This is a genomic window from Streptomyces sp. Xyl84 (genome assembly GCF_059731885.1).
Genome location: NZ_AP029182.1, coordinates 1,758,608 through 1,783,367, shown reverse-complemented (window position 1 = coordinate 1,783,367; position 24,760 = coordinate 1,758,608). Strand labels below are relative to the sequence as shown.

Here is a 24,760-nt window from a genome sequence, read left to right as displayed (position 1 = left end):
TCTCTTCTTACGCGGAATTCTGTGGCGGCACCGGAGGAATCCGGTAGTCGGTCAGATGGTGAAGCCGGCTGAACCGCGCAGGGCATCGTGCAGGGGCGGGGCCCCGAAGAGCTGCTGTACTTCTGTGAGTTGGCCGCGTGCGCGGTCGGCGGTCGTGCGACGCAGGGAGTAGTCCGCCTCCTGGTGCACTGCGGCCTCCGTGCGTGCTGCGGAGATCACGCGTTCGGGGTCGGTTTCCTCGTCGTCGTACGCGCCGGGGATGTTGAGCGCGAAACGGCGCAGCAGTTGGCGGGCTGCGCCGGAGGGCGCGTGTCCGGCGACGTCGAGCCGCAGGATCTGCTCGGCGGTGCCGATGGCGTGGACAAGGAAGTCGGCACGCGGGCTCAGTGGGCCGACGATGCGCTGCTCCAGGGGCCAGACGGATACGGCGAGGAGACCGCGGGCGGGTGTGAGCCGGTCGTGGGTGAGGGCGGCACAGATGTAGTAGGGGCGGGCGTAGCCCTGTGCGGTGAAGGACCTTTCCTCGTCCCGGCGGAGGGAGGCGAGTTTCGTCGCGACCAGCGGCTCGGTGAAGAAGGCCTGGTATACGGATGAGATCAGCTTGGGCGACGCGGGAGCGCCGAGCAGGGTGAGCGCCTGGTGCACCTGCTCGCGGACCGGGACGGCGCCGTGGGTGGACTGCTTCCCGTGGGCCTGGAGCCGGAACGAGGATGCGGTCCCGGCGGTGGTGGCAGGTGCCGGGGACCCGGCGGGTGAGGAAGGAGCCGCGGCAGGTGGCGCGGCCCCCTCCGCCTCCTCGGCGTCGAGGGCTCGCTCCCACGCGGCCTCCGCCTCGCGCAGTTCGGCGCGGATGCGGGCGGTGGCCGCGTTGTCGCGGGCGCGTCGAGCCTCTCGCAGGAGGGCGCGCAGGCGCGACAGGCGTTCCTCGAGCTCCTCCAGCGATGCGGTCATGGGCGCACTGTATCGCCGATCCCTTTGATTTCCAAGGTTCTCCAAAGAGTTCCAAAGTTGTGCGCTACGCTCGGCGGCACGGCCTCGGGGTTCACGACGGCCGGCCTAACTCCGTGCTTCGGCCGGGAGGGGGAACGACATGACGTGCGACGTGCCGTGGCGTGTGCCGCAGTGGATGACGGGGGACGAGGGGCCGGTCCGGATCGGGCCGGGCACAGGAGGGGGAGCGGACGAGCCGCACGTCTGCCCGGCCCGCGACGCGGCGAAGGCCCGGCCAGGACTTCGGGCGCGGGTGCCGTCGCAGCTTCCCCGGGAAGAGCACGAGACCTTCACGCTCGGTCCCGTGTGCGCGGCACTGGACCGGATCGAGTTCGGCGGCGCCACGGTGGACGAGGCGCTCGGAGCCCTGTCCGGCCACCGGCCTGCTCTGCACGAGGGGCACCGGACCTACGTGGAGCACGCGGTGCGGCAGTACACGAGCCAGGGGCCGGACGCCTTCGTGCCCGTCCAGCCGTACTGGGCGGTGCGCAAGGACAATGGTCGGCGCTGGGAGCTCTACGCATGGTGGCGCCGCTACCAGTCGGCCGACGGCACGGTGCGCGAGTACCGGCGGCTGAGACACGGGGACGCCCGTGCGTCGAGCCGGGGTGAGATCGCGGTCGCCGCGTACACCGCGGCGTTCGGAGCCGACGCGGCGTGGCCGCGCCGCTGGAACCAGGAGTTTGTGATCCACGGCTCTCCCGGGCCCGTCGCGAGGGTCAGGATCATCGAGATCGGCCTGGGCGACGGATCGCGGACCGTTCAGTTCGACGGAACTGCGGAGGAGGCCAAGGCGTACTACGAGGCGCACGGCGGCCCCCACGTGAGGAATGTGGTCAGGGGCGGTCCGGAGCGCCCCGGGGCGGCCTGCTTCGACTGCAAGCAGTTCACCGGGTGTGAGGCGGTGCCCCGGTCTCCGGGGGTACTGGCACTGCCCTCCCGCCGGTTACCGCTGCGGAAGGTGTCCATCAGCGACCTCAGGTACCACGCCGCCTGCCCTGCGCAGTCCCTGCTGCGCTCCCTGCACCTGCCGAAAACAGGCGAGTACAGCGACGCGGCCAAGCTCGGCCAGGCCGTGCACGGTTGGGTCGAGGCGCTCCACCGCCGCACCGGCCCCATTCCCTGCACGCGCGGCGACATGCCCCCGCCGGGGGAGAACTGGACCGCCGACCGGTGGAGGGTCCCGGACGAGGAGGCGGAGACAGGCCGCGCCATGCTCCTGCAGCATGTGGACTCGTGCCCCTTCCAGCTCCCCGAGGCCATCGAGCGGGTCGAATGCGAACCGACCCGGGTGTTTCACGACACGGCGGCCCAGGCGCTGGTCGTGGCCAAACCCGACCTGCTCTACAGGGAGGACGGTTCCTGGGTATGGCGGGAGCTCAAGACCACCCGCACTCCTGCCCGCATCGGCAAGGATCCGTTGGACGCGTATCCGCAGCTCGCCCTGGCCGTCGTCCTGCTTGCCCAGGGGGAGCTGGGCGGTGACCCCTCCGGATCGAGGGTGGAACTGGAGGTCCTCCGTCCCGATGGATCCGACCCCCACGTCATCGACCCGATGGACGCGGAGCGCCTGGCCAAGGCGCGAGCGGTGCTCCGGCGGTACGCCGGCCCCTGGCGCGAGGACCGTGCGTGGGAGGCACGGCCGGGCGGGCACTGCCACCAGTGCCCGGTCTCGAGGTGGTGCCCGAGCGCCCAAGCCCCTGCCGACGCGGAGGAGAAGGCATGATCACCCAGACCCCACCGAACTCCGGGGCAGCCCGATCCGGCCTGGTCTCCCGACCGTCCGCGGGCTCGGACGAACCCCTGCTCCGGGAGATCGCCAGTGCGCTGGTCCGTCTGTCCCGGCAGCGCGGCGTGCCCCACCCGATCTATCCGGCCCAGGTCCAGAACGCCTACAACCGACTCGTCCTGCACTGCCTGCGGCACGGAGTCGAACCGCCGGGCAGCATTCCCGAGATGGTGCGCTGGGCCTGCGAACGACCGCTGACGGGCTGGCCGCTGGACCTGCCTCCCGAAGCCCGTGGGGCCGCCGGCACGCTCGTGGATCCCCAGACGAGACTGCCGCACCAGCTCTGCCTCGAGTGGGAGGTGGATGCGGCGGACCCCGCCGCAGAGATCTTCGAGAACCAGCGCATGCTGGAGGCACTCACCGTATGCCGGGCAGCAGGCGATCCTGCGGCGTACACCGCCTTCCGGTCCCTGCTGACCACCCGGCCCGTACTCACCGGCGCGGAGCTCGCCCTGCTCGGCGGGGACCCGGAGTGCGGACTCCTGCTCCACCACGTCATCAGACAGTGCTACGAACCCGTCCCTGCGACCTATCGACGCGACGGCGGGTACCAGCAGTGCGGACGCTGCCGCTGCCTGATGGTGCCACTGCCCGGCGGAGGTCACCGCTGCGAGCTGGACCGCTGCCGCCGTGACGCCACCGCGGCTGTCCCCGTTCCGGTACGTCCCGACCGCAGCGGGCTCCACCAGCTCAGCCGCCCCCTGCGGATGTTCGTCACCAGTCCGGGCCTGGCAGAGAACGACATCGGGTCAACCCTCAAGAGACGCTTCGGCATCGACGCCGAGATGTGGCCCCAGTTCGACGCGTACGACTTGCGCGTCCCGCTGCCGGGAGGCCGGTACTGGGCCGTGGACGTCAAGGACCGGGTGAACCCGGTTCTGCTCGCACGCACACTCACCCGCTTCCGGGCCGACCCGCCCTTCGACCGAGCCTTCCTGGTCGTGCCCCGCTATCGATTCCGCGAGAACGAGGCGTACGGACGACAGTTCCGCCGAAATCTTCCCGAAGATCTGGCAGGGAACATCACCCTGCTCGACGACCGGACCTTCCTGCGTCTCGTGGCCGAGCAGATCGCCGACCGGACGGAAGCCGCCGGATCCCCTCGCCGCCAAGGAGACCACCATGCGTGATCGCAGCAGCTGGCACCGTCGTTGCTCCCGCCAGCTCACCGATGTATGGCCGGATGACCTCGGTGCGTTCCGGGTCGCCGATCTCCTCGACGTCGAACTGGGCCTCTATCTGCTGCAGAGCGTGGCGCCCACGCGCGCCGCACTCGACGTGTGGCCCCTCCTCGGCGGATACCCCCACAGCGAAGCGCTCGGGGACGTCCGCTCCGACGAACAGCGGCTGCGCATCCTGCGCGCCCGCCACCACCTGTGGGTCCTCAGACGCGGACACGCTTGGTCTGAGGCGCTGGAGTCGTACCTACGCGTGCCGCAGCAGCTGCGCGGATACGACCTCGAAAGCGTCGACGCGGTCCCGCGTCGACGCGTACCCGCCCGGGCAGCGCGTCGTTTCGAGGTGTTCGAAGAGTTGCTCACCACAGGACCCGAGTTCGCGACCCGCCGTGTTCCGCTCGCTGGGTCGGGCGAGCACACCTTCCGGGCCCAGGACCGGCTCCACTCGGTCGAGATCACCGACGACCTGCTGCTCGGCGCCCTTCCCAGGTCGCACGCCCTCGACGCGGCACCCGCCGGGCGCGGGGAACCCGTGGACGTGACCTGGGAAGAACTCGAGTCGGCGGCCGCAGCCATGGACGCGAAGGAGGAGGTCATCGGCGGCTTCCGAAGCGGATGGCGCGGTCGACTGAGCCGTGTCCGGTTACTCGTCCGGGACGAGGCCCTCGGTCGGTTCACGCGGGGCGAGCGCCTCAGGATCGACCAGCTGCTCCACCTGGTCGGCATGGTCGGTGCGGGCAAGTCGACCCTCCGCGACATCCTCACCTACCACCTGGTCACTCGGACGTCGCGCCGTGTCACCCTGGTCGTCGGCGACGTCGCCGAAACCCTGGCCGTCGTGGAGCTGTTCAAGCGACTCGGGGTAGCGGCGGCACCCATCCTCGGCCACTCCACGCGAGAGCGGAACATCGGACGCCTGCACCGCCGCACCGCGGTGGCGGGCGCCGACACCATGCTGGGACACGACCACCCCGGCTTCGCATACCTGAGCAGTGCCTGCCCCGTGGACGTGCTGCGCGGCATGGAGGCACGCAGGCCCCTCGGCATCAGGGAAGCCCCGTGCCTCGGGCTGTACCCCGCTGTGGACCAGGAAGAGACCCCGGACGATCCACTGGTCGAAGCGGAGAACCCGGCCGGCCGAAGGTCGCGCCCCAAGCCCCAGCGGAAGCTGTGCCCGCTGTGGAACCGCTGTCCGAGACATCGCGGCGCCCGGGACCTCGTCGATGCCCGCGTCTGGGTTGCGACCCCCGCCGGGCTGGTGCACAGCTCCGTGCCCCAGCACCAGCACGACGAGCAGATCCGTTACCTGGAACTCGCCTGCCGACTCAGCGACCTGATCATCGTCGACGAGGCGGACCGCGTGCAGATGCAGCTCGACACCGTGTTCGCCCCGGCCAGCACCCTCGTCGGCACCTACCCGAACTCATGGTTCGACGAGGTCGCCGTCCACAAGTTCCAGCAGATGGCCCGAGACGGGCGGCTCCAGCTGTCCGAACGCGACGTCGACGACTGGACGAACGCCGTCAACACCGTGAGCGCCGCCACCGACCGGCTCTATTCGCTCCTGGTCAAGGACGGGGAGCTGCGGCAGTGGATCAGCGTCGACTACTTCAGCGCGTTCACCCTGCACAACCTGCTGATCGACAGCTGGTTCCCCGGACGGGACGCGGGCGACCAACCACCGCCCGCGGCACGGCTGCTGGACGAGGCGTTGCTGCGGTTCCGGGACGACCCCCTGCACGAGCACGAGAGCACTGGTGACGGCGACCAGGTGACCCCCCTGGTCAACACCTTCGTCCACCTGGCCCTCGAACTGCTCCACGCCCCCCAGGGCGCCCGCACCCGGGAACGGCTCCGCTCCACCCTCACTGCTGTCGTGGGCCACGACTCCGGAGTCCTCGACCGGATCGACGTACAGGCCCGACGCTTCGAGTTCACCCTGCTCCTCGCCGCGCTCCACAGCCGACTCGACTTCATGACCATCCTGTGGCCGCGCGTCGAGGCCGCACTCCACCTGGAGAACGCGTCGAACGTCCTCTCCCGCAGACCTCCGAAGGACTACGAGGCGGTCATCCCCGAATCACCGATGGGCAACGTCCTCGGCTTCCAGTTTCGCCTCACGGACTCGGAGCGCGACGGTGACCGCAGCGGTGAGCTGCGCTTCTTCCACTGCAACGGTGTGGGGCGCGAACTCCTCATGCGAATGGGCGACCTGTGTCGGGTGGACAGTCGACCTGCCCCCCACGTTCTGCTCATGTCCGCGACCAGCTGGGCCGGCACTTCCAGCCGGTACCACCTGCACGCCGATGTGGGAGCCGTGCTTCGCCCGCGGGACGAGGAGGTCGAGGCCGTCCTCGGCACCGAGTTCCGCAAGGAGTTCCTCCACTGGCCGGGCAGCGAAGGGCCGCGGCCCCTGCGGCTGTCGGGCTGCCCCCCGAAGGAGCGGCCCCAGGCGCTCGTCGAGATGCTCCGGCAGCTCGCGGTTCCTGACCGCAGCCTGCCCGGCGCGTCCAGCATGCTCGACACCGAGCTGGACGAGATCCCCGACCAGGATCGGCGCCGCATCCTGCTCCTCGTCGGCAGCTACGACGAGGCGCGGCGCGCGGCCGAGTACCTCAACGGGATCCCTGAGTGGAACGGCCGTGTCGTCCAGCTCGTCTCGGACGACGCGGACGCCGACACCGCCTGGGCCCGGCTGCCGGAGGACCCCGCGGTGCGCACCCTCACCCGAGGTGACGTGCACTCCTTCGCGAAGATCGGCGGCGAACTCCTGATCGCGCCGCTGCTTGCGGTGGAACGAGGGCACAACATCGTGCTGAGCACGGGCAAGGCGGCGATCGGCAGCGTCTACTTCCTCGCCCGGCCCCACCCGCGGCCCGACGACATCGCCCTCGCCATCCAGTCGATCAACGATTGGGCGGTACGCCAGCTCCGGGACACCGGAAGAGTCTTCACACAGGCGACGCTCGCGGCTGCCACGCCGCACCAGGCCGCCATCGGGTTCCGTAGTCGCGCCCGCCGCCAGTGGAACCGGTACCTCACCCGCCGAATGGCCTGGTCCAGCCTCCGGGACGATGAGAAGGTCGCCTTCACCTGGGACCAGCTGGTCGTGATGTGGCAGGTGATCGGCCGCCTCGTACGTGGCGGTGTGCCTGCCAGGGTGGCCTTCGTGGACGCCGCCTTCTCACCCCGCGAGGCGGGATTCGAGGCTGTCGACACCCCGGACACCAGCCTGCTGGCGAGCATGCGCGCCGTGCTGGCCCCCTACTTCGACGAGCCCGGCATCGTCGCTCAAGGTGCCGAAGCTCCGCCGGAACCCTCTCCAATCGACAAGTCGCTCGTCCGCGAGCTGTACGAGCCGCTCTACCGCGCCCTCGTCGACATGGGCTGAGACCGCGGCTGCCCATCCGCACCCCGAACCTGTTCACGCACCTTCCTCCGATCAGGAGACTCACAAGATGGCGTACCAGCACGTACGGACCGCCTCGTACATGCCTGACCCGGCACAGGGGCCTTTCCCCGTCCTACGGCACACCCTCTCGCTGCCCGCTCACTGGGAGGAGCCGCTCGGTCAGCTGCGTGACCATGGCTGGCCGGAAGGCCGGTGGCACGGCCCACGCCGCATCCCCACCCGGGAGATCAACCAGCTGATCCGCACCACCGCCCCGGACGTCGTCACCGTGGCGTCCAACGCCACCTTCGGAACGGACTCCCCCTGGCTCTACTGCACCGAGCCGTTTCCCACCCCGGTGACCAACCTCTACGCCGCCACCTGGCTCAGAAACCTCCCCCGCCATCCCGATGATCCGGACGCACGGCGTCTGCTCGCGGAGTGCTTCCGCGAGCTGGACACCGGAAGCCTGACCTGGCGCGCAGACACCATCGACCTGCTCGAACAACAGCCTTCTCCCGGTGGCACCGCCAAGCCCACCCGTCTGGTGTACCGACTGCTCCCCGACGAACTGGCCGCACGCATCGCACGTCAGGGTGCCTACGAGCACGGAGGCCGGCAACTCACCTTCCACCAGGTCGCCGGCGCCGGCGGCGGGTACGACGCCGGAAGCAGCAGCGCGGAACTGATGTCGTGGCCGCCGATCGAATACCGACCCGCGGGTAGGGGCAGCGAGCGCAAGCCGTCGTACTACGCGGCCACCCTCCGCGTCGGCGTGCGCACCGTCCCGTTCTCGCCGGTTCCTCGGATTCACCTCAGCGCGGGAATCCGCCGGTTCGTCACCGGAAAGGTCTGGATGCCCTTCCGCAAGGGGGTCTCGGTCTACCTACTGCCAGAGATCTCGCTCGTGCCGGACGCACCGGTGTCCCGGCGACTCTCGGTTGCCATGCTGCAGTGGCGCAACGGGACCACGGATTGGAGGCAGGGCGGCCCCAGTGGCATGCTCGCCGCCGTCGCCGCGCTCGACGGGCTCCCGTCGGTGGATCGACTGGTCAAGGAGGCCGACCACTGGATCGGGGACGGGAAGGACGGCATCAGGCTGGCGGTCGGCCACCAGGCCGCCATGGGCAGACACCCCATCGGGACCGGACTCATGCCCAGCGAACGCCGCCGTCTCATCGAGTGGGCCGAGCAAGCGCTGGCCCCCGAGTTCGTCCCCGCCCCGAAGCTCCAGCGCAGCCGGTACGGTCGCCCGCCTGTCAGACAGCTCACGAAGCGGCCCTCCATGCCAAAGAACGCCACCACCGAAGAGCTCGCCGCCCTCCTGGAACGGACGGAACGGACCGCGGCGGACAACGCACGGGTGCGGCGTGCGGCGCTCGCCGCGACGCTGGACGGTACCGACCTCGTCGGCTTCCTGGTTCACCAGACCGACGATCAGCGAGACCGGCTCGCCGCCACCGCCGAGAGCGCGCTCGGGCTCACTGGGTTTCGGCGGGAACAAGGACCGGAGACATGGGTGTGGGAGGCCGAGGAGCTCACCGTGCGGCTCCACGCCCACCCGCTGGGCGAGCTGGGATCCCCTCTCGGAGCGGAGGACCGGCCGCCGCGCGCGGGACAGGAACACGACCAGGCCATCCGTGAGCGGCGCGGACGGGTCGCCGAGGCGATGACCCGCCTGAGGGAGCAGGTCCCCGGGGCTCGGATCGCCCTTGTCGAGCTGGAGGGAAGCGAAGCGTTCCAAGGTCCCGCGAGGCGTACCGACCCCAAGTACGCGATCCGGCTCGGGTGCGCGGACGCAGGTTTGGTCACCCAGTTCATCCGCCCCCTGGACACCGCGATGGACACGGCTGACGCCGAGAAGGACGCCGCCCTGCGGGCCGAAGCGGCCTGGGCGGACGGCCTTCGTCAGACCGGGATGCGCCTGGTGCCCCAGCACACTCTCGGCGATCGCATCCCTTCCGGACTGAACCAGGTGGCCTTCCATCTGGTCGAGCGCCGGGTCGACGGTCCCACGGGCAGGGCACAGTTCACCCCGATCGCCGTGCTGCTCCGGCCGGACGCACCGTGTGTTCTCGGACGGACCGCGGACGCCTCCGAGTGGATGCCCTACCCGGACCTGCTCCGGATCCTGACCGGACGAGTGCGGGGGAATGACCTGAGGACCTCGGCGCAGCAGTCGGCAGTCACGGCGGCCTTCATCAGGAGGACCCTGGCGAGTCTGCGCGGCACGCCGACCCTGGTCCTGGCCCACGCACAAGACGTGCGCAAGCGCTGGCCGTGGCTCACCAACGGCGGGCTCGAGGTGGATCGGATCGGCCTCGACGGGGGCCCCGCGCAGCGGATCGGTCTCTACGGCAAGCACCTCCGGGTCGTCAGGGTCGCTGACAGCGGCCGTGACGAGACGCCCCAGTGGTGGGCGGAACGGGAGGAGCGCGAGGAAGAGCTGGCCGGGCAACAGCGGGGCGGCTTCGGCATGGGACTGTGGGTGCCCGACGAGCCCGGAGCCCCCGGCCGCGTCTTCTACAGCACGGCGGACAAGGCGAGCACGCAGACGAAGTTGACGAACGACGACGCGAAGCTGACCCCTCACGTCAACCCCACCGGTCGGAGCGCCCACCGGCCGACGGTGAACGCGTGGAACCCCGAGCTACTGGAGCTCACCCTGGCCTGCCTTCAGCCCGGCGACGACCCCGAGGCATGGGCTGCGTTCGTCCACCAACAGCGCATCTGTAAGGACGACTACCGGGACGTGCTCGGCCTGCCGCTCGCTCTCCACCTCGCACGGCTCGCGGACGAGTACGCGCTGCCGCAGGACGAGGAGGAGGCAGTGGACCCGACGGCGGGGCCGATCGCGGCGCCCGTCCCCGGAGACGGGTCCGGGCAGCTCACCTTTGACTTCGACACGGACGAGGACAGTGAGGACCAGGCACATGGCGACGTGTAGTACGGAGGCGGTGGAACAGGCCGTTCAGTCCGCCGAACTCCTCCACGCCCAGGAGGAGATGCGGGAAGCGGTCAGCGTACCGGAACCGAAGGGAGGCGCGGCGACGGCAGTGGCCGTCGCACATCTGGGCGGGCTGTTCGAGGGCCTGTCCGGGGTGATCCGTCACGCCTTCGACCGGACCCGGGACTACGACGGCAATCTATCCAGCGGTCCGCTCCAAGGCCTCTCTGAGATCGTGCAGAACGCTGAGGACCTCGGAGATTCCGGAGTACGCCTGCTCACCAGGGACAGGGATCTCCTTGCCAGAACGGTGCCGGGCACCGTGCGGATCATCCTGGAGCCACTGAAGCACCTGTCCTACCGGACAAGTGGCAACGTGCTGGTCTCCGGCATCCGAAGTGCGCAGAGCCTTGCCTACCCGTTCGAAAGCACGGAGCAGGCCTCGTCATGACAGCTATCACAACGATGACAGCAAACCGAGGCCGGGACCCGGGGCAGCCCCCTACCGTGGAGATCGAAGTGCCGCAGGGGTGGCGGCGGAGGGGACGTACCAGCATGCGCAGGGTTCCGCCGGAGATGTTCCGGTTCACCACGGGGGAGACGGCCGACTTGAACGGGGCCGTGCTCGAGGCTTTCGGGGTGGCCGGCGAGCACCTGGAGACCGCGCTCGGGCTCGACGGCGTACGGGAGCGGCTGCGTGCGGTCGGCTGGGTCTCGGACCTCGAGGACGAGGAACTGCACGAGACGCTGAAACGGCTGGTGAAGTGGGAACTCCTCGACGTGGTCCACAACCACGCCCAGAACTACCGCACGGCCGAGGAGTACGAGCGGCGCAACCTGCACTACTCGCTGACCCGCCGGGGCGAGGCCGCGCTCGCCGGGGTGCGACACGCCCTGGAGGTGCTGGCCTCCACGGGGGCGCTGCAGACCGCGGTGCTGGAGGCGATCGCCGACCGGCTCGACGAACTGACCCTCCTGTCAGGCGAACCTGCCGCGGCCGACCGACGGATCTTCAGCACCCTGCGGGAGCTGGAGGGTCATCTGGAGGGCCTGGTGGAGAACACCAAGGCCTTCAACGGCCAGTTGCAGAGGCTCCTTCGCACCGAAGGAGTGGATCTGGACGTGTTCCGTGAGGTGAAGGCCGCCACCGTCGCGTATCTCCAGGAGTTCCTGGTCAATCTCGACCGGCGCGGCGAGACGGTGGCCGCCGCCGTGGCCCGCGTGGAGGAGCGGGGCATCGCGGTGCTGCGTGAGCGGGCCCTGCGCGGTGCCGAGCTGCCTCCGACCCCGGGAGAGGACCCGGCAGCCGGCTGGCTGGAGAGCCGGCGGGCGCGCTGGGCGGGGCTGAGGGCCTGGTTCCTGCCGGGCGACGGGGCGCGCCCCCGGATCGAGCAGCTGCACGACATCGCCCGGCGCGCCATCGTCTCCCTCCTGCAGGTGCTGGAGCGGATCAACGAGTCCCGGCGCCGCCCCTCCAGCGCCGTACAGGACTTCCGCGAGCTCGCGCGCTGGTTCGCTGCGGCTCCCGACGAGGAGGACCTGCACCGGCTGTGGTCGGCCGCCTTCGGCCTCGGCCCGGCCCGCCATGCCCACCTCGCCCACCCGGACCCGGAGCTGATCCCCTCGTCCCACTCCTGGTCCGAGGCGCCGCCGGTACAGGTGTCGGCCCTGCTGAGGACCAGCGGACGGACCGAACGCTTCACTCGTACGGCCACGGTGCGGGACGTTGCGGCGGTCAGGGCGGAACGCGCCGAGCGGGCCCGGGCGGAGCGAGCGGAGCTGGCACGCGCCTGGCAGGCGCTGGAGACGGACGGCCCGGTACGGCTCTCCTCTTTCAGCACCCTCGACCCCGCGGCCTTCGACCGTCTCCTCGATCTGCTGGGTCGGGCGCTGGCCGCCCGGCCGGACGCGGGTGGCCGGCGACGGGCCACGACCGGCGACGGCCGGGTGGAGGTGGTGCTGTTGCCGCCCTCCGACGGGCGCACCGCCGTACTGCGTACCGTGCAGGGGACGATGGCAGGACCGGACTACGTCATCCACGTCACGGCCGTGGGCGGGGCGATCTCCTTCCCGGCAGTCCGCGCCGCCACGGGGCAGGAGGCCGCAGGATGAGCACCCTCGCCAACCAACTGGCCTCCGCCGAACGGGAGGAGGTCGCCCGTGCCATCCGCCTCCTTCTGGCCCGCCCGCTGCTCACCGAGGCAGCCGACCCGACCGGTTTCGATCTGGTGCGCCGCCGCCGTGACCCGCTGGCTCGATGGTTCGACTACACCTGCGGCTGGAATCTGGTCGTGGAGCCCCGCCGGGGCTACGCCCGCCTCACCAAGGTCCGCGTCAACCCCGACGGGTCCCGCCCCGCTCGCCGGGTGCGTTCCGGCCGGGCCCCGTTCGACCGCCGACGGTACGTCCTGCTGTGCGTGACCGCCGCGGAGCTGCTGTCGATGCCGATGACGACCATCGGCATGCTCGCCGACCGCGTCGTCCAGGCCATGGCGGCCGACCGCGCGCTGGCGGGATTCGACCCGGTCCGCCGGCCGGAGCGCATGGCGTTCGTCGACGTCCTGAAGCTGCTGGAGTCGTACGACGTGCTGCGTGTGGTGGACGGCACGACCGAGACGTACGTCGACTCCGCGGAGGCGAAGGTCCTCTATCGCGTGGACAACACGCTGCTCATGCGGCTGCCCGCTGCGCCGGTCGGCGCCTCCCGGCTCGCCGTGCCTCCGGAGGAGGTGCCCGCGCGGTTCGAGGAACTCCTCGCCGACCTGGTCAGGGAGCGCCGCTACGGAGGCGCTTCTGCCGACGATACGGACGCCGAGACCGCCGCGACCACGGACGCCCAGCGCAACCTGCGGCTGCGCCATTCGGTGCTGCGCCGCCTCTTCGACGATCCCGTGCTCTACCGGACCGACCTCGCCGACGACGAGCTCGCTTATGTCACTTCCTTGACCGGCCGCCAGATCCTGCGCCGCTCTGTCGAACAGGCCGGTTTCCTCCTGGAGGAACGGGCGGAGGGCTTTCTACTCGTCGACCCGGACGCCATCGCCACCGACGTCCGCTTCCCCGACGACACCTCCACAGCCCGAGTCGCCGCGCTGCTCCTCCTCGCACCGCTCTGCGCCACGCCCGCAGGCCTGCTGCCCGAGCAGCTGGCCGAGGCCGGAGCAGAGCTGCTGCGCCGCTTCCCGGGCTGGGCCAAGGCGTACCAGTCGGAGGAAGGCCCGGCCCGCCTTGCCGACGACGCCGTACGGATCCTGCTCGACGTCGGCCTGGCAGGCAGGGCCCGAGACCGTGTCGTCGCGCGACCGGCCGCGTACCGCTACCGCCTGACGGAGACCACCGGCCCAGCCCCGAAGAACGATCCGCCAGCCGTGACCACCGCCGGCAGCGTCGGAGAAGGAGACAAGCAGTGAGCGTGACGGAACTCCCCCTCCAGCGACGGCCCGAGGAGACCATCGAACCGTCACCCGTTCACGAGGCGGACACCGGCCGCGGACGATGGCAGCCCCATCGCGCGGGCATCCTCAACGTCTGGCGCTACTACGACGAGACCTTCACCTTCCACCAGGGTCGCCTGCTGCTGCGCGGTCAGAACGGCACTGGTAAGTCCAAGGCCCTGGAACTGTTGCTCCCTTTCCTCTTCGACGCCAGCCTCCGCCCCAACCGCCTCTCCACGTTCGGCGGTTCGGAGCGCACGATGCACTGGAACCTGCTCGGCCAGGGAGCGTCCGGCAAGACCCGTGTGGGGTACGTGTGGATGGAGTTTCGTCGCGTCGGAGACGACGGCACCGAGCACTGGTTCGGCTGCGGAGCCCGCCTGCACGCGAGCGTGCACACCACCACGGCGCACGCCGACTACTTCACCACCACCGCCCGGATCGCCCATCCCGACGGGGTCCACCTCGTCAACGACACCGGACAGCCCCTGACCAAAGCGGCCCTCGCCGAAGCCCTGCGCGACCGCGGCGAGGTGCATCCGTCAGCCACCGACTACCGCACTACTGTGCGGCGCGAACTCTTCGCGGGCATGGGTGAGCAGCGGTACGAGTCCCTGCTCTCCGCCTTGCTCCAGCTCCGCCAGCCCAAGCTGTCCGAACGGCTCGACCCCTCCCTCCTGTCCACCCTGCTGTCCCGGGCACTGCCCCCACTCGGCGAAGGAGAGATCACCGAGCTCGCCGAGGGCTTCGAGCGCCTGGACCGGCAGCGGGACCACCTCGACCGGCTCGACGCCGAGGTGACGGCCGCCGAGAACGTCGCCTCCCGGCAGCGCGCCTACGCCCGTCGGGTCCTGCGGGCCGGTGCGGCAGCGCTGATCTCTGCGACCACCGAGATGGACGACCTCACCCGGGACGCCCGCGTCAGCGCCGAGGAGTACGAGAAGGCGTGCGAGGAGCGCGCCTCCACCCTGGCCCTGCGAGAGGAGCTGGAACTACGGGCGCACGCCTTGGACGAGATCATCGAAGGGCTTCGGGAGAGCGACGCCTACCAGAAGGGGGAGGAGCTCGACCGGCTCCGCCGCGGTACCGAGGAACAGGTCGCGGCCGCCGCGAAGCTGCGTACCGCCGCCCGGTCCGCCGAGACCGAGGCGGAGGAGGACCGGAAGCACGCCGACGAGGTCGCGGGCCACGCCCGCTCGCGCGACGAGCACGCCCGCGCGACCGCGGACGAGGCACACCGCTCGGCCCGGGCCGCAGGCATGGAGTCCATTCACCACGAGGTGAAGACGATGCTGGACGCGGAAGGGGAGGTGAAGCCCCTCGGAAACGGGACGGCGAACACCCCGGTCAGGACGGGGAGCAGGCGGTCCGATGCTCCTGGCACCGCCGCCCGCCGACTGCTCCGGGGCGCGGTCACCGCCCGACGGGAGCAGGTCGCCGACATCACCGACGCGATCGACGCCCACGACCGGGCGGTACGCGACCGGGGTACCGCCGAGGGCCTGCTGGACGAGGCCCGAACCCGGCTCGCGGACGCGATCACCCACCGCGACACGACTGCCGCCGCCTGGGACGAAGCCCTGGCAGCCCAGGCGGAGCGGCTGCTCGCCTGGGCCCGGGACTGCACGGAGCTGCGCATCCCCGACCTCGATGAACTGGCCGCCAGGGCGGCCGTCGAGGCAGACGTGCGCGAGCTGGTCGAAACGGTCGCACGATCGCTGGACCAGGAGATCACCACTGAGCGGGCCGGAGTCCGGACGGCGCAACAGGGGTTGGAGCAGGAACGGGACCTGCTCGGCGCGCGGAGGCGCAAGCTCAGCGGCGAGACCGATCTCCAGCCCGTCGCTCCACCCACCCGCACCACCGTCCGCACGGCTGCGGCGGGCGCGCCGCTGTGGCGGCTGATCGCCTTCCACGAGGACGTCCCGCTCCCCGTACAGGCCGCGGTGGAAGCGGCACTGGAGGCGTCGGGCCTCCTGGACGCATGGGTGAGCGCATCCGAAGGGCTCACCCTTCCTGGGCACGACACCCGTGTCGAGGCCGGCCTCGCCACGACCGCCCCCGGCTCCAGCCTGCTGGACGTGCTGAGGACCGAGGAGGACATCCCCGTACCGGCCGGCACTGTGACCCGCATCCTCGCCGGCATCGCGTATGGCACCACCCTGCCCGGCGGGCACCCTGCGGCAGTCTCCTCCGACGGCGCCTGGCGCCTCGCGCCGGCCACGGGTTCCTGGAGCAAGCCGGAGCCCGCCCATATCGGAGCCCTCGCCCGGCAGCGGGCCAAACAGCGTGAGATCGCCGAACTGACCGAGCTGATCGCCGAGAAGGACGCCTCCCTGGCCACCCTCGCCGACCGGCTGCGGGAACTCGGCGCCCGCGCCGCCCGGCTGGCGGACGACCGCGCCGCCCGGCCCGACCACCGGGAACTCGACGCCTGCCGACGGGACTGGGACCGGGCCGAGGAGAAAGTGGCCGCCCGGGACGACGCCGTGCGCGACGCGACCGAGCATCTGGCCGCACGCGAGGGTGACGTGGCCGGCGCGCTGCGCACGCTGAGCCGCAGGGCCGCCGAACACGGACTGCCCACGGACCGCGACCGGCTGCGGGAACTCGGCCGCGACGTGGAGAGGTTCCGCGACCTCGCCGATACCTGGACGGACGCCCGCATCGACGCGATCGCGTCCGCTGAAAGGGCTAGGGAGACGGCCGCACGGGCGGACCGGTCACGCCTTCTCGCCGAAAAGCAGGCTGCCGACGCGGCCGCTGCGGAAGCGAAGGCGGCTGGTATGACGGCACGCCTGAAGGCGGTGGAGGAGACGGTCGGCGCGGACTACCGGCAGATCGTCGCGCGCGTTGCGGAGACCCGTGCCGAACGGATCCGCTGCGGCAAGGAAGCCCGCCAGGCAGCCGAGCTCCTCCTGGGCCTGGAAGGCCGCATCGGAGAGCTGCGGGCCACCAGCGGCCAGGACGCCGACCGGCAGGAGAAGGCAGTCGAGGCCCGCGACGGCGCGGCGCGGCGGTTCCGGCACCTGTGCCTGGTGGGTTTGGCCGAGGACGCGGGCGTCGTACCCGAACTCGACGCCGGGGACGGCACCAAGGCCACTCTGGAGGCCGCGCGCGCCATGGCGGCACGGTGGCCCCAGGTCCCGCACGCCCCGCGCCACCTCGGCGACGCCGCCACCCGCCTCTCCGAAGCCGTCCACGAGGCCCGCCGCCACCTCGGCGTCCGCGCCGACCTGGAGCTGGAGCCCGACGACGACATCCAGCTCTTCACCGCCACCCTGGAGGGCGTCCGCGTGGGGGCGACCGGTCTGCTCGCCGCGCTCACCCAGGAGCGCGACCGCAGCCGCGACGACATCAGCACCGCCGAACGGCGCCTCTTCGACCAGATCCTCACCGGTGACATCCGCCGCCACCTCGCCGCCCGCATCCGCCGTGCCGGTGAACTCGTCGCGCACATGAACGGGCACCTCGAGCGGGTCCGTACCGCCTCCAACGTCGCCGTCCAGCTCGTCTGGGACGTCCGCCCGGACCTCCCCGACAGCACCCGCACCGCCCGCCAGCTGCTCCTGAAGGACCCCGGTCGGGTCACCGAGTCCGACCGGGAGGCCCTACACGCCTTCTTCCGTGCCCGCATCGAGGAGGCCAAGGGCAGCGATACGGCCGCGAGCTGGGAGGAGCACCTCGGCGAGGTGCTCGACTACACCGCCTGGCACACCTTCACCGTCCGCCTCGACCGGGCGGACGGGAGCGGCTTGCAGCCCCTGACCAAGCGGCTGCACGGCGCGCTCTCCGGCGGGGAGAAAGCCATCGCACTGCACCTGCCCCTGTTCGCCGCCGTCGCCGCCCACTACGAGGATGTACCCCTGGCCCCCCGCCCGATCCTCCTCGACGAGGTCTTCGTAGGCGTCGACACCGTCAACCGCGGACAGGTCTTCGCCCTGCTCACCGCACTCGATCTGGACCTCATGATCACTTCCGACCACGAGTGGGGAAACTACAGGGAACTGCCCGGCATCGCCGTCCACCAACTCCTGACCGACGGAGACGACGCCGTCACCAGCGCGCGCTTCGTCTGGAACGGCACCGGAATGGAGGAAGGATGACCTTGCGAGACCACCCCGTGTCCGGCGGGACGACCTCTCGGGAGCATCTCGCCTCGGGCGACGCGACCCTTCGCCGCCCCGAACTCCATCCCGTCTGGCAGACGGTCCACGACCGTCTCTCCTCCGGCCGCTCCGTCACACGCGTACGCCTCGGACTGCTGGACGAGACCCAGCGCGAAGCCCTCGCAGACCTCCTCGGCCTGGACCGCCTGCCGGCCCCCCGGCCCACCGTCGCCCTGGCCCGCCTGGAGGAGGCCGTCACCGAACTCTCCGGCCGCACCATACGAGAAGTCGTCGCCGAACTCATCGGCCCACTCGGTGACAGAGCCGGTGAACGCCGCCGCAAGGAAGGCGAACGCGCCGGTCTGTGGGCCTGGCTGGCTGGTCACGACACGGTACGGGCGCAGCCGGTGCTCGCCGACTGGGCTGCGTCCTGTCGAGCCGCGGGACTGGTCGGCGGCTCGGCGGAACATACCCGTACGCTCCTCACCGACACGCTCAAGGTGCTCGCCGAACTACCGGGCCAGGCCGAACCCCTGCCCGTCTTCGCCGCCCGAGTCCTGAACGGCCACGCCCACGCTCTCGACGACGGCGCACCCGTCTCCACCCTCGTCCTGCGTGCCCTGGCGACTCTGTACGACATTGCTCCGCCGCAGTCCGCAGCGGAACGGCGCGCCCTGTGGTCCCGCGCTGGCGTCGCCGACGACGAGCTGTCCGCCACCGTCATCGCCGGCGGACTGCGCCCCGGCGGCGACGGCCTTCTCGCCCGTGTGGCCCGCCTGTGCACGGAGGCCGGCCAGGCCGCCAGCCTGACCCTCGCCCACGTCAGGAACCCGGGCGAGGTGACCCTGCCCGCCGCCCTTGCCCCACCCATCGTCCACGTCGTGGAGAACCCCAGCATCTTGGCTCTAGCCCTCCGTCGCTTCGGTTCCAACTGCCCACCGCTTGTCTGCACGTCCGGCTGGCCCAACAGCGCAGCTATCCAGCTCCTGCGCCTACTCGCGGACCAAGGCGCTGCTCTCCGTTACCACGGTGACTTCGATGGCGAAGGCATCCGCATTGCCGCATACGTCATGGAGAAAACAGGGGCGCACCCCTGGCGCATGACGGCGGCAGACTACAGATCCGCGATCGTCCGCAACGCCCACGGTCCTCGACCGGGGCGCATTACCGGAGCACCGTGGGATCCCGAGTTGGCCGAAGCCATGGCGGAGCACGACATCGCCGTGGTCGAGGAGCTGGTAGCCGATGCACTGTTGGAAGATCTCGCTGCTGAGGCTCGCCAGGAGCACCCCGCTGGCTGTCCGTGACGCTCATTTGACGCTCCAAGCGACCGAAGGGGCGCTCAGAGGAGCCGTATACCGGTGTTGACCTGCGACTATGTCGACTGCCGTTTCGCGTGACATCTTTCCGATGACCCACCACGTGGAGTGCATGGCGGTTCTGGAGCCGAGTGCAAAGAGCGCCTGACCTGCTGCCGGGGTCGCGGTGCGGTCTTGTCTCTCTCGGTACGAAGAGAGGGCGAGCGCCTCGACGCCCAGGTGACGCTCGGCCTGATGACACGTCATCGAGGGGACGTCCGTACCGCCTCCGCCCTTGAACATGGCGTCGCGTGTTCCCCGGCGAAGGGACGCACGGGTGTGGTGCACCGCCGGCCCCGATGGGCTCATCGAGCGCTGCCCGCCCCGCTCCGGCATCGAGGGTGCTGGGCGCATGGAGGCAGTGGGCCGCGGCCTGCGCGTACTTGCTGACCCCGCCCCTGCGGCTTGCCTGCTTCCGTTCCGGCGGCTACAGCCGGCGGAGGACAGCACTCAGTGTTTCGATCTCCTGTGCGGAGAGCTTGTCGGTGAAGTGGCGGCGCACCGCGGCGTCCAGGCCGGGGTGCACGGCGGTGACGGCCTGGCGTCCGGTGTCGGTGAGGGTGACGGTGACACCACCGGCGCGTTCGCGGGTGACGAGTTCGCGCTTGCTCATGCGGGTGAGCTGGTGGGAGATGCGGGTGCGGTCCCAGCCGAGCGCCGCGGCGAGTTCGCTCTGGCGCAGGGAACCCCCCGCCTTGTTCAGGTTGACGAGGATCGTCAGGTCCGGCTCGGACAGGCCCGCCGCGTCGGCGGCGTCCGCGATCACCCGGGTTCGGACGATCTCATGGGCGCGCTTGAAGGCCGACCAGAAGCCGACGGGATCCAGTGCGGCCTCGCTCATGGCGTCGTCCGGCTCGGCAGCCCCGCCCGCCTCTGTTGACATATCAACGCACCCTTTCTAGTGTTGAGATGTCAACGCTAGCAGGTGGCTGCCGCTGCATCGGCCCCTGACGGCCGCGCTTCTCGCTTCCACCCCGCGGAAGGATTCATGCGAACCCGAACCCTTGGAACCGGCGGCCCGCACGTCACCCCTCTCGCATTGGGCTGCGCCGGTATGTCCGACCACACCGCCCCCGCTGACGAAGCCGACGCCATCGCCACGATCCACGCGGCCCTCGCGGCCGGCGTCACCCTCCTCGACACCGCCGACTTCTACGGCATGGGCCACAACGAGGACCTCATCCGGCGCGCACTCCGCGACGGCGATCGCGACAAGGCGCTCCTGAGCGTCAAGTTCGGCGGCCTGCGCGGCCCCGACGGAACCTTCGTCGGCATCGAGGGCCGTCCCGCCCATGTGAAGAACGCACTCGCCTACTCGCTGCGCCGCCTCGGCACCGACCACGTCGACATCTACCGCCCCTCCCGGCTCGCCCCCGACACCCCGGTCGAGGAAACGATCGGCGCCATCTCGGAACTGGTCCAGGCCGGATACGTACGCCACATCGGACTCTCCGAAGTAGGGCCGGAGACCATCCGCCGTGCCCACGCCGTGCACCCGGTCTGCGACGTACAGATCGAATACTCCCTGTTCAGCCGTGGCCCCGAGGACAACGGCATCCTGGACACCTGCAGCGAGCTGGGGATCGGCGTCACCGCTTACGGGGTCCTCGCGCACGGGCTGCTCACCGGTTCCTACCGACAGCCGGCCGGAGGCGACCCACGCACCCACTGGCTGCCCCGCTTCCACCCCGGCAACCTCGCCACGAACCTCACCCTGGTCGACCGGCTGCGACCGCTCGCCGACGCACACGGCATCAGCGTCGCGCAGCTCGCCACCGCCTGGGTCATCGCCCAGGGCCGCGAGCGCGGCACCGTCGTGGCCGTTCTGGGCGCCCGCCGACCGCACCGCGTCCAGGAGGCCCTGGCGGCGGCCCACGTCACCCTGACGGAAGCCGATCTCCGCAGGATCGACGAGGCCGTCCCGGCCGGCGCGGTGGCCGGAACCCGGTACGCCGCGAACCTCATGGCTCTGCTGGACAGCGAGCGCGGCCCGAAGTCGTCTTCCCGCGCGTGGAATTGACTGCCGGCGGTCAGACAGGTTCCAGGCTTCGCGCTTCCCGGCGACACGGCCCGCGTCAGCGTGTTCGGTGAGCCGAGCCGGAAGCTCCGCGACACCCACAGCGGCACCGTGTCCTGCCCGTCCGTCCACGGCGTCCTTCGCTGACCCCGCACCTGCCGGGCGCGAATCTCCTAAGAGCTGCGGACAAAAGTGGGTTCCGATCAGCGGGCGGTGTCCGGTGCGTGAGATCGCAAGGCGCCGGAAGGTCCTTGTAGCGGAGCTGTCAGGGCCTTCCGGCAACGCGGCGAGGGCGCGTGCCGGGCGCCGCCCGCCGGGGCCCACTTTTGTCCGCAGCTCTAAGCCGGTGCATGCCCGACACGCGCCCCACCCCTCATGAGCCGGGCCTGTGCAGGGTCACTTCCGTATCTGCTCCATGGCCGCTCCACGGCCACCGCGAGTGACGTCCGTGCCATTCACCCGAGAACAGGTGACACATCATGAACACATCTGAGTCATTGCTTGCCGAGCAGGCCCGGGCCGAGAAGCCGATCGGAGTGGGGATCATAGGACTCGGGGCGCACGGTAGCTGGGCCGAGCGCTCTCATCTCCCTGCCCTGCGTGCCGTCCCGGGTTACGAGCTGAGGGCCCTGAGCGCCAGTTCGAAACAGTCGGCGGAGCGCTCCGGACAGAAGCATGACGTGCCCACCACCTTCGGGACGGCTGCCGAGCTGGTGGCCTGCGACGAGGTGGACCTGGTGGTCGTGGCGGTCAAGGTACCGCACCACCGGGAACTGGTGCGGACGGCACTGAGCGCCGGCAAGGGCGTGCTGTGCGAGTGGCCGCTGGGCAACGGGCTCGCGGAGGCCGAGGACATGGCGCAGCTGGCGCGCGGTCGCGCCGTGCCGACCGTCGTCGGACTCCAGGCACGGTCGCATCCGGTCCTCGCCTACGCACGGGACCTCGTGGCCGACGGCTACGTGGGGGAGGTGCTGTCCACGACGGTGGTCGGCTCCGGCGGTGCTTGGGGTGCCACCGTCGGCCCCGGTGATCACTATGTGCTCGACGCCGCGAACGGTGCGACCCTGCTGACCGTTCCCTTCAGCCACGCTCTCGACGGACTCGCTTCGGTCCTGGGAGAGCCCGGGGAACTGCGGATCCAGCTGGTGTCGCGGCGTACGTCGGCCGTGGACACCGAGAGCGGACAGCCCGTGCCGATGACCGCCGCGGACCAGGTGGTGGCCGCCGGGCGGCTGCCGGGCGGAGCGGTAGCCGCCTTCCACTACCGCGGAGGCACGTCCCGAGGAACCAACTTCCGGTGGGAGATCAACGGCACCGAGGGGGACCTCGTCCTCACCGCCCCGATCGGCCACCCGCAGCTCAGCCCGCTCACCCTGGAGGGCGGCCGCGGAACGTCCACCGCTCTCGCTCCCCTGACCGTGCCGGAATCGTATGTGCGCGTTCCGGGACTGGAACCCAGAGCCGACGCGCCGGCCTACGCGGTCGCCCACGCCTACGAGCAGTTCCTGGACGACCTGCGCCAGGGCACGACACGCGTACCCGATTTCGCGCACGGCGTCGCCCGGCACCGCAGCATCGCATCCGCCGTCACGGCAGCGTGACCGTCGTTCCTGGCCGGTCCCGGGTGACCGCCCCCCACGGCGGCCACCCGGGACCATCAGCGATGCCGTCCTGGCGGGGTGGGAGAAGCCGCACCGCAGGCCGTCATCGCCTCGCCCTTTCGGCCGTGGCAGCCGTTGTCAGGTGCGGGTCCAGTGCTGGTTGCTCCCGTTCGAGCAGGAGTAGAGCTGGATCAGGGTGCCGTTGGCGGTTCCGGCTCCGACGGCGTCGAGGCAGAGGCCGGACTGGACTCCGACGATGGATCCGTCGGAGTTGAGGCGCCACTTCTGGTTGTCGGCGCCCCAGCAGCTGTAGATCTGGACCTTGGAGCCGTTGCCGGTGCCGGCGGCGTCCAGGCACTTGTTGCCGTAGACCCTCAGCTCGCCGGCGTCGGTGTACGTCCACTGCTGGTTGGTGCCGTTGGAGCAGTCCCACAGCTGGAGCTGGGTGCCGTCGGCGGTGCCGGCGTTGGGCACGTCCAGGCAGCGCCCCGAACCGACGCCCTTGATCTGTCCGCCACTCGAAGGGGGCGGCGTGGTGGAGCCGCCGTTGAGTGCGTTGAGGACGGCGGTGTAGGCCGCCTTCTTGCTGCCGTCACCGTTGAACAGCAGCGGCGTGTCCCCCGATCGCCAGGAGTCGGTGTCGCGCACACCCCAGACGGTGATGCCGAGGCAGCGCGAGACGGCCAGGCAGTCGTTGGTCACGTTGGCGTAGGTCGAGGCCGGTGCACCCTGGATGTCGAGTTCGGTGATGGCCACGTCGACGCCGAGGGCGGCGAAACTCTGCAGGGTGGTGCGGAAGTTGCTGTTGTAGGGGCTGCCACTGTTGAAGTGCGACTGGAACCCGACGCAGTCGATCGGCACACCGCGCTGCTTGAAGTCCCGGACCATCGAGTAGACGGCCTGGGTCTTGGCCCAGGTCCAGTCCTCGATGTTGTAGTCGTTGTAGCAGAGCTTGGCCGCCGGGTCGGCGGCGCGCGCGGTGCGGAAGGCGACCTCGATCCAGTCGTTGCCGGTGCGCTGCAGGTTGGAGTCCCGCCGTGCTCCCGAACTGCCGTCGGCGAACGCCTCGTTGACGACGTCCCACTGTGCGATCTTGCCCTTGTAGTGGCCCATCACGCCGTTGATGTGGTCAATCATCGCCTGGCGCAGGGTGCTGCCGCTGAGGCTCTGCATCCAGCCGGGCTGCTGGGAGTGCCAGGCCAGGGTGTGGCCGCGCACCTTCTTGCCGTTCTGCACCGCCCAGTTGTAGACGCGGTCACCGGCGGTGAAGTTGAACTGGCCCCGCTGCGGTTCGGTGGCGTCGATCTTCATCTCGTTCTCGGCCGTCACCATGTTGAACTCACGGCCCGCGATCGCCGTGTACGCCGAGTCGCCCAGTTTGCCCGAGGCGATGGCGGTGCCGAAGTAGCGGCCGCTCTGTGCCGCCGCGGCGCCGAGCGTGCTCTCGGCGGCATGTGCGGTCGGCGGTGCGACCAGGGCGGCGACCACACCGAGGACGCCGGCGACCAGCACCCACAGCAGACCGCGGATCTTCCGGCGGACGACGGGTCTGGGAAGGGCATACGAGCCCATGACTGTTCCTCCAAGGCAGAGATCAGATCACGGAAGGACGGAAGCGGCAGGGGTTTGCGTCGTCCGCTCCCATGCGGCAGGCGCACGGACGGACCGACGGACGGACTGAGTGAGTGACGGACTGAGTGACTGACTGACGGGTCGGGCCGGGAGCACGGGCAGCACGGAATCACCGGACACACGGTCTTGGGGCGGGACGATCTTCGAGACAGGAACGAGCACGGTTCTGTCGTGCGGTGGTGCGTCGGAGCTGCCGCGCAGCACCCATTGCCCAAGGGCCGCCTGGTCCGGAGTGCCGAGCCGACGCCGGTTTCTCAGACAGGAATGATTGAGGCGTTGACGGTGCATCGTCAACAGTCCCGCTCAAAAAGTTT

Annotated in this window: 14 protein-coding genes; 11 read left to right on the top strand and 3 right to left on the bottom strand. The window is 70.5% G+C overall.

All coding sequences use genetic code 11. The features are described 5' to 3' along the window. Positions 1-51: 51 nt before the first annotated feature. Positions 52-951 carry a hypothetical protein gene (locus AC6I72_RS07550; protein WP_498000099.1) on the bottom strand — a complete coding sequence of 300 codons (900 nt, stop codon included), beginning with the start codon at positions 949-951 and terminating at the stop codon, positions 52-54. A 139-nt stretch (positions 952-1,090) separates the two neighbouring features. Here AC6I72_RS07550 and AC6I72_RS07545 point away from each other — a divergent pair, with 139 nt between their 5' ends. The 9 genes from AC6I72_RS07545 (at position 1,091) to AC6I72_RS07505 (ending at position 19,145) form a co-directional block, all read left to right on the top strand. Continuing rightward, complete coding sequence (locus AC6I72_RS07545; protein WP_498000098.1) at positions 1,091-2,716, top strand: PD-(D/E)XK nuclease family protein; 1,626 nt, start codon at positions 1,091-1,093, stop codon at positions 2,714-2,716. Beyond that, the gene (locus AC6I72_RS07540; protein ID WP_498000097.1) at positions 2,713-3,909 is read left to right on the top strand and encodes a pPIWI_RE_Y domain-containing protein; all 1,197 of its coding nucleotides are present in this window, start codon (positions 2,713-2,715) and stop codon (positions 3,907-3,909) included. The genes AC6I72_RS07545 and AC6I72_RS07540 overlap by 4 nt, the downstream gene beginning before the upstream one ends. Then, positions 3,902-7,348, top strand: coding sequence for a pPIWI_RE_Z domain-containing protein (locus AC6I72_RS07535; RefSeq protein ID WP_498000096.1), 3,447 nt, complete (start codon positions 3,902-3,904; stop codon positions 7,346-7,348). The genes AC6I72_RS07540 and AC6I72_RS07535 overlap by 8 nt, the downstream gene beginning before the upstream one ends. A gap of 67 nt (positions 7,349-7,415) precedes the next feature. Continuing rightward, on the top strand, positions 7,416-10,295 hold the full coding sequence (locus AC6I72_RS07530) for a pPIWI_RE module domain-containing protein (RefSeq protein ID WP_498000095.1): 2,880 nt from the start codon (positions 7,416-7,418) through the stop codon (positions 10,293-10,295). After that, positions 10,282-10,746 (top strand): hypothetical protein, encoded by a 465-nt coding sequence (locus tag AC6I72_RS07525; RefSeq protein WP_498000094.1) that lies wholly within the window; start codon positions 10,282-10,284, stop codon positions 10,744-10,746. Before AC6I72_RS07530 ends, AC6I72_RS07525 begins: the two co-directional genes overlap by 14 nt. Positions 10,747-10,850: 104 nt before the next feature. Beyond that, positions 10,851-12,407, top strand: coding sequence for a TIGR02677 family protein (locus AC6I72_RS07520; RefSeq protein ID WP_498000093.1), 1,557 nt, complete (start codon positions 10,851-10,853; stop codon positions 12,405-12,407). After that, a complete protein-coding gene (locus AC6I72_RS07515; protein ID WP_498000092.1) occupies positions 12,404-13,705 on the top strand; it encodes a TIGR02678 family protein in 1,302 nt (433 codons plus the stop codon). The genes AC6I72_RS07520 and AC6I72_RS07515 overlap by 4 nt, the downstream gene beginning before the upstream one ends. Continuing rightward, positions 13,702-17,835, top strand: a complete 4,134-nt coding sequence (locus tag AC6I72_RS07510; protein ID WP_498000091.1) for a TIGR02680 family protein — start codon at positions 13,702-13,704, stop codon at positions 17,833-17,835. Before AC6I72_RS07515 ends, AC6I72_RS07510 begins: the two co-directional genes overlap by 4 nt. Beyond that, positions 17,832-19,145 (top strand): TIGR02679 family protein, encoded by a 1,314-nt coding sequence (locus AC6I72_RS07505; RefSeq protein ID WP_498000090.1) that lies wholly within the window; start codon positions 17,832-17,834, stop codon positions 19,143-19,145. Before AC6I72_RS07510 ends, AC6I72_RS07505 begins: the two co-directional genes overlap by 4 nt. 478 nt (positions 19,146-19,623) lie before the next feature. Here the strand turns inward: AC6I72_RS07505 and AC6I72_RS07500 are convergent, their stop codons facing one another. Further along, the gene (locus AC6I72_RS07500) at positions 19,624-20,079 is read right to left on the bottom strand and encodes a MarR family winged helix-turn-helix transcriptional regulator (protein WP_498000089.1); all 456 of its coding nucleotides are present in this window, start codon (positions 20,077-20,079) and stop codon (positions 19,624-19,626) included. A gap of 105 nt (positions 20,080-20,184) precedes the next feature. On the opposite strand from AC6I72_RS07500, the gene AC6I72_RS07495 reads away from it, so the two are divergent. Both AC6I72_RS07495 and AC6I72_RS07490 read left to right on the top strand, forming a co-directional pair. Then, complete coding sequence (locus AC6I72_RS07495; protein ID WP_498000088.1) at positions 20,185-21,216, top strand: aldo/keto reductase; 1,032 nt, start codon at positions 20,185-20,187, stop codon at positions 21,214-21,216. Between the two features lie 476 nt (positions 21,217-21,692). Continuing rightward, positions 21,693-22,814, top strand: coding sequence for a Gfo/Idh/MocA family protein (locus AC6I72_RS07490; protein ID WP_498000087.1), 1,122 nt, complete (start codon positions 21,693-21,695; stop codon positions 22,812-22,814). 138 nt (positions 22,815-22,952) lie between these two features. Here the strand turns inward: AC6I72_RS07490 and AC6I72_RS07485 are convergent, their stop codons facing one another. Continuing rightward, positions 22,953-24,386, bottom strand: coding sequence for an endo-1,4-beta-xylanase (locus AC6I72_RS07485; RefSeq protein ID WP_498000086.1), 1,434 nt, complete (start codon positions 24,384-24,386; stop codon positions 22,953-22,955). Positions 24,387-24,760 lie beyond the last annotated feature (374 nt).

Excerpts from the sequence above, each read along its gene's own strand:
- AC6I72_RS07550 (WP_498000099.1), bottom strand. The coding sequence starts at position 951 with ATGACCGCATCGCTGGAGGAGCTCGAGGAACGCCTGTCGCGCCTGCGC.
- AC6I72_RS07545 (WP_498000098.1), top strand. The coding sequence starts at position 1,091 with ATGACGTGCGACGTGCCGTGGCGTGTGCCGCAGTGGATGACGGGGGAC.
- AC6I72_RS07540 (WP_498000097.1), top strand. The coding sequence starts at position 2,713 with ATGATCACCCAGACCCCACCGAACTCCGGGGCAGCCCGATCCGGCCTG.
- AC6I72_RS07535 (WP_498000096.1), top strand. The coding sequence starts at position 3,902 with ATGCGTGATCGCAGCAGCTGGCACCGTCGTTGCTCCCGCCAGCTCACC.
- AC6I72_RS07530 (WP_498000095.1), top strand. The coding sequence starts at position 7,416 with ATGGCGTACCAGCACGTACGGACCGCCTCGTACATGCCTGACCCGGCA.
- AC6I72_RS07525 (WP_498000094.1), top strand. The coding sequence starts at position 10,282 with ATGGCGACGTGTAGTACGGAGGCGGTGGAACAGGCCGTTCAGTCCGCC.
- AC6I72_RS07520 (WP_498000093.1), top strand. The coding sequence starts at position 10,851 with ATGCGCAGGGTTCCGCCGGAGATGTTCCGGTTCACCACGGGGGAGACG.
- AC6I72_RS07515 (WP_498000092.1), top strand. The coding sequence starts at position 12,404 with ATGAGCACCCTCGCCAACCAACTGGCCTCCGCCGAACGGGAGGAGGTC.
- AC6I72_RS07505 (WP_498000090.1), top strand. The coding sequence starts at position 17,832 with ATGACCTTGCGAGACCACCCCGTGTCCGGCGGGACGACCTCTCGGGAG.
- AC6I72_RS07500 (WP_498000089.1), bottom strand. The coding sequence starts at position 20,079 with ATGTCAACAGAGGCGGGCGGGGCTGCCGAGCCGGACGACGCCATGAGC.
- AC6I72_RS07495 (WP_498000088.1), top strand. The coding sequence starts at position 20,185 with ATGCGAACCCGAACCCTTGGAACCGGCGGCCCGCACGTCACCCCTCTC.
- AC6I72_RS07490 (WP_498000087.1), top strand. The coding sequence starts at position 21,693 with ATGAACACATCTGAGTCATTGCTTGCCGAGCAGGCCCGGGCCGAGAAG.
- AC6I72_RS07485 (WP_498000086.1), bottom strand. The coding sequence starts at position 24,386 with ATGGGCTCGTATGCCCTTCCCAGACCCGTCGTCCGCCGGAAGATCCGC.